Raw genomic sequence first — 4,829 nt, forward strand, 5'->3', positions numbered from 1 at the left:
CAAAAACCTTTAAATTCCTAAAGTACTCAAAGATGTCCACGGGTGGTGGGTCCCACATGTGTTCACCGATTCAACTGCGTGGAGCCCACCACGTTTAAGCCTTATCCGAACAGGTCCCGAGAATCTGCGAAGAATTTATATTTTATTGTTTGGGTTTTGTGTGATCCACTTGGAATTTATTATTTAGGTCCTAAGGGAAGTTTCACCTATGAGGCGGCTTTGAATTTAGGTTTGAATCTCGTTGAATCTAGGACTATAAGCGGTGTCTTCGAGGCTGTTGGCTCTGGAATTGGGTGTCTAGGTGTTGTGCCGATTCAGAACAGTCTTGAGGGGCCGGTTAATGAAACGCTTGATAATCTTTTTAGTCGAAGAGATGTGTATGTGAATAGGGTTATTGAGCTAGGGATAAACCTTGTTTTGGCCTCGGTGAACGGTGACCGCGGTTTTAAGAGAATTTACTCTCATCACCACGCCATCAGGGAGGTTCGGAGGGATGTGCTTAACTCTCTTGAAGCTGAAGTTATCCCCGTGGAGAGTACTTCTCATGCTGCGATGCTTGCTTCAAAAGATGAATCAGGGGCAGCCATTTGTTCGAGGGTGGCAGCGCAACTCTACGGTTTGAAAATTATTGCGGATGGGTTACAGGAAGATAACAACATCACGAAATTCGGTGTTATCTCAAAGGAGCTCACACGTAGCGGTGAAAGGACGATGCTTTTAGCCACGGTACCGCATAGACCTGGCGGCCTACTGAAGCTCTTGGAAGCTTTCTACACGGAGGGTATTAACCTCACCATGATATACTCTAGGCCCCTGCGTGGATTAGCGTGGCAGTACTACTTTTTGCTCGAGTTCGAGGGTTGTTTGGATGAGCCGAACGTGGCGAGGTGTCTGGAGAGGTTACCAGCCGTGAGCGAATCTGTGCGCATATGTGGAAGCTATCCGACCCAACGTCTGACTTAGCTAATATTTGGGTGACCCACCTGTTTTTGCTTGTAGCCGTGGTGTTTTTCAGCGTATGAGGATGTGATATACCCATTTAAGAGGTCCGATTGGATAAGTGTTTTATCCCTTAGGGTGGGGTCACCGTAGCCGCCGCCCCCAGCTGTTTGGATCTCGAGTATATCACCCCTATTGAGGGTTAGGGTAACCTTCACGTTCACGCTTCTTTTCTTCCCGTTTCTAATTATATACACTCTGGTGGGTGACCCCTCTTTTCCACCGTTAAGTCCCCATGCACCACGCTTTCCCCGCTCCGCGAGTACTGTTACGGTTAGTGTGCTTAGAGCTTGGAAGGCTCTTATTAAACCGCATCCACCTCTGAACATCCCCGCCCCACAGCTGTCCGGCCTTACCTCATATCTAATAAATAGGAGGGGTAGGTTTCTCTCGATTTCCTCTATTGGGGTGTTCATCGTGTTAGTCATGTTGGTGTGCACCGCGTTAACACCATCTTGGGAGGGCCTGCCACCGGAGCCTACACCGTTGGTTTCGTAGTAGGCCCAACTCTTACCATCGAATACCCCACCCATCATCAGGTTGTTCATTGAGCCACCCGAAGCCGCTGGAACCCTACCCTCTACGGCGTGGCTGAAGGCTGCAAAGAGGAGGTCGGCGTTCCTCTGACTCGTCTCAACGTTGCCTCCAGCAACTGGGGCTGGATATATTGGGTTTAGTATTGAGCCTTGAGGTGCCTGGACTACTACTTTTGAAAATGTAGCGTGGTTCACTGGCACATCCTCTCCGAGTATCGACCTTAAAACAAAGTATGCTCCGGATAGTGTTACGCCGAACACCGCGTTCAATGGTATATCCACTTGTGGGTGTGTGTCTTGGTAGTCAATTTGAACACCGTCACCGCTAACTGTGAGCCTAACCCTGAGTGGTATATCCCAACCCTTCGGGTGCTCTAAGTAGTCAACTTCTTGGAAAACACCCTTCTTCAGGGTTTTCAATCTGGCGTCCACAATGTTTTTGGTGTACTCTAAGAATCCGTCAACTGCTTCACTGAACACTTCGTATGAGTATTTGTTTATCAGTTCCAGGAGGCGTCTTTCCCCCACGAAGTTGGCTGCCGCCTGAGCTCTTAGGTCGCCCAGCCTCTCCCTAGGTGTCCTAGTATTCGAAGCGAAGATGCGTAGTGTGGGCTCGACGAAAGAGTTGGCCACTACTATGTGCGTGGGATTAACGATCACCCCCTCCTCGAAAAGACTTTTCGCATCCACGGATATGCTGCCAGGAACCTTCCCCCCAACATCAGAGTGATGGGCCTTGTTTGCGACGAACCCAACGAGTTTACCCGAATGGTAAACTGGTCTGATGAGTGTAACATCGTTGAGGTGTGTACCCGCAATGTATGGGTTGTTGCACACCACCATCACACCCTCATCTAGGTTGACATCCTCCTTAATGCAGTTCTCCACGATGTTTTTAAGCCCCCATTGAAGCGACCCTAGGTGCACTGGTATGTGTTCAGCTTGGGCGAGTAGCCTGCACTCCGCATCGAATATGGCCGCCGAGTGGTCCATCCGCTCCTTAATGTTCGGAGAATACGACGAGTTATGCAGAGCTATACCCATCTCTTCAGAGATGTTCTCGAGACCACGCCTAACAATCTCCCATGTGACATTATAAGAGGCCAAACTCATATCGACCTCCTGAGTGTAAGCACACCGAAATCACCCACAGTGCATCTCCAACCCGGATTCACAACGGTTGTCGAGGTGTACTCCTCTATGATTACGGGTCCATCCACCTCGAAGCCCCCCCTCAAGTCCTCTCTCCTATAGATCCCTACGTTGAGGAAGCGTCCCCCAATCCATGCACGCCTATACTCCGCTGGCTCCACCCTCAACCTCTTATCCGCCCGGTGTCTAACCATGCCTGCCTTGGGTAGGGCTACTGTGGCCTTTATCCTGATCGAGACCACCTCCACTGTGTCAGGCGCAGAGTAGCCGTAAGCCTCTCTGTGGGCTCGCCCGNACTCCTCAACTAGATTGGGTGTATATGGGAGCGTCAACTCGTAGGATTGGCCAGCGTATCTCGCATCCACATACTCGCTCAGCCTAAAATCTTTAAGCCCTTCACTGAGCAGTCTGCTCTCCACCTCTCCTCTAAAAGCCGCCAGCTTCGATTGAACCTCCTCAGGCGTGCACATAACTGTTTTTCCGAAATGGCGCACAAAATCCGTGGTAAGCAAGCCGTAAGCAGAGAACACACCGGGATCTGTTGGCACAACTATCTGGGTTACACCCACCTCCTCAGCTAGGTCGCAGGCGTGCATCGGCCCTGCACCTCCGAACGCTACAAGCGTAAAATCACGTGGATCACGCCCCCTGTCTACGCTCACAAGCTCTATCGCCCTACCCATATGGGTGTTTATTAGACGTAGAACGCTTATCGCCGTATCCTCGACACTTAGCCCCAAGCGCACGCCGATCTCCGCCAGAGCCTTCTCCGCGAGTTCTGGGTATAAGTGCATCTGAGAGTCAAGCAGACCCTTAGGGTTCAGTCTTCCAAGGAGTGTGTTTGCATCCGTCACAGTGGGTTCGACCCCACCCCTACCATAGGCGGCTGGTCCCGGTTCTGCTCCGGCGCTTCGTGGACCAACCCTGAGCCCACCGGCTTCGTCCACCCAAGCTATGGTGCCCCCACCAGCGCTCACCTCTACTAGATCTATAAAGGGGTATCTCACAGTGTAGCCACTACCTTTAATGGATCTACCACTGTGTGTCTTACCCGCGGCTTCAAATTCATACACAACTTGGGGTTGCCCTCCCAAAACAACTCCAGCCTTAGCTGTTGTGCCACCCATGTCAAATGTTATAACCTTATTCAAACCCATATTCCTAGCAAGATGCGCAGAAGCTAGTACTCCTGCAGCTGGACCCGACTCGATCATTGAGACAGGTCTCTTCGCGACTTCGTCGCTCCTAGCGGCACCCCCATCCGAGCACATTACATACAGCTCACCTTTGAAACCCTTCTCTTCTAGCATGATGCGTAAAGAGTTTATATATGATGATACAAGTGGGGCGAGGGAGGCGCTCACCACTGTGGTGCTTGTGCGTTCATACTCTCTATAGTATGGGTCGACTTCGCTTGATAACGCCAATTCGCCGCGGAAACCAGCGTTTCTGAGTGCATCTGCCACCTTTTTCTCGTGTTCCGGGTTTGCGTATGAGTGGAGAAACACTATTGCCACCGAGTCAAAATCCAAGTTTACCAGCTTCTCAGAGAGTCGTTTTAACTCCTTGCCATCGAGGTCTATAACCACATCGCCTGTATGGGTTGTGCGGCATTTGAGCGTGTACCTGTTCACCCTGTCCACGAGGGGTCTCGGCTTCGTAAAGTAGGGATTGTAAAGTTCGGGTCTTCTCTGTCTCCCGATCTCCAACACATCCCTAAAACCCTCATTTGTTACGAGCGCCACCCTCCCAAGACCTACACCCGTTAGAAGTGCGTTGGTGGCTATGGTGGTGGCGTGCACAATAATCCTGCATGAACCCAAGTCAACATTCGAAGACTCAATCGCTTCGATGATACCCTCCTCTGGCTTCTTGGAGTGGGTCGGGATTTTACGAATAGTTAGGGTCTGACTAGTATCGTCGTAAACCACCAGATCAGTGAACGTACCCCCAACGTCAACCCCCAAATAGGAAACCATAGACTGCCAAAAACTTCACTAGATATATCTTTTACTCGACTTCTAAGGACCTGTCCGGATAGGGCTTAAACGTGGTGGGCTCCACGCAGTTGAATCGGTGAACACATGTGGGACCCACCACCCGTGGACATCTTTGAGTACTTTAGGAATTTAAAGGTTTTTG

General features: G+C 50.7%; 3 protein-coding genes. 1 reads left to right on the forward strand and 2 read right to left on the reverse strand.

Going from position 1 to position 4,829, the window contains the following annotated elements; translation table 11 throughout:
• The first annotated feature begins 306 nt into the window (after window positions 1–306).
• A complete protein-coding gene (locus tag AT710_09135) occupies window positions 307–963 on the forward strand; it encodes a hypothetical protein (GenBank protein ID KUO90362.1) in 657 nt (218 codons plus the stop codon).
• On the opposite strand, the gene AT710_09140 is transcribed toward AT710_09135, so the two are convergent.
• Window positions 960–2,648: a hypothetical protein gene (locus AT710_09140; protein KUO90360.1), complete on the reverse strand. Its 1,689-nt coding sequence runs from the start codon at window positions 2,646–2,648 to the stop codon at window positions 960–962. The two genes, AT710_09135 and AT710_09140, sit on opposite strands and share 4 nt — an antisense overlap.
• Window positions 2,645–4,666: a hypothetical protein gene (locus AT710_09145; GenBank protein KUO90361.1), complete on the reverse strand. Its 2,022-nt coding sequence runs from the start codon at window positions 4,664–4,666 to the stop codon at window positions 2,645–2,647. The genes AT710_09140 and AT710_09145 overlap by 4 nt, the downstream gene beginning before the upstream one ends.
• Between the last annotated feature and the right edge of the window lie 163 nt (window positions 4,667–4,829).

This window comes from Thermocladium sp. ECH_B, from assembly GCA_001516585.1.
GTDB lineage: Archaea > Thermoproteota > Thermoprotei > Thermoproteales > Thermocladiaceae > Thermocladium.

Bases quoted from the DNA above. Each gene is read 5' to 3' on its own strand.
- AT710_09140 (KUO90360.1), bottom strand. From the start codon at position 2,648: ATGAGTTTGGCCTCTTATAATGTCACATGGGAGATTGTTAGGCGTGGT.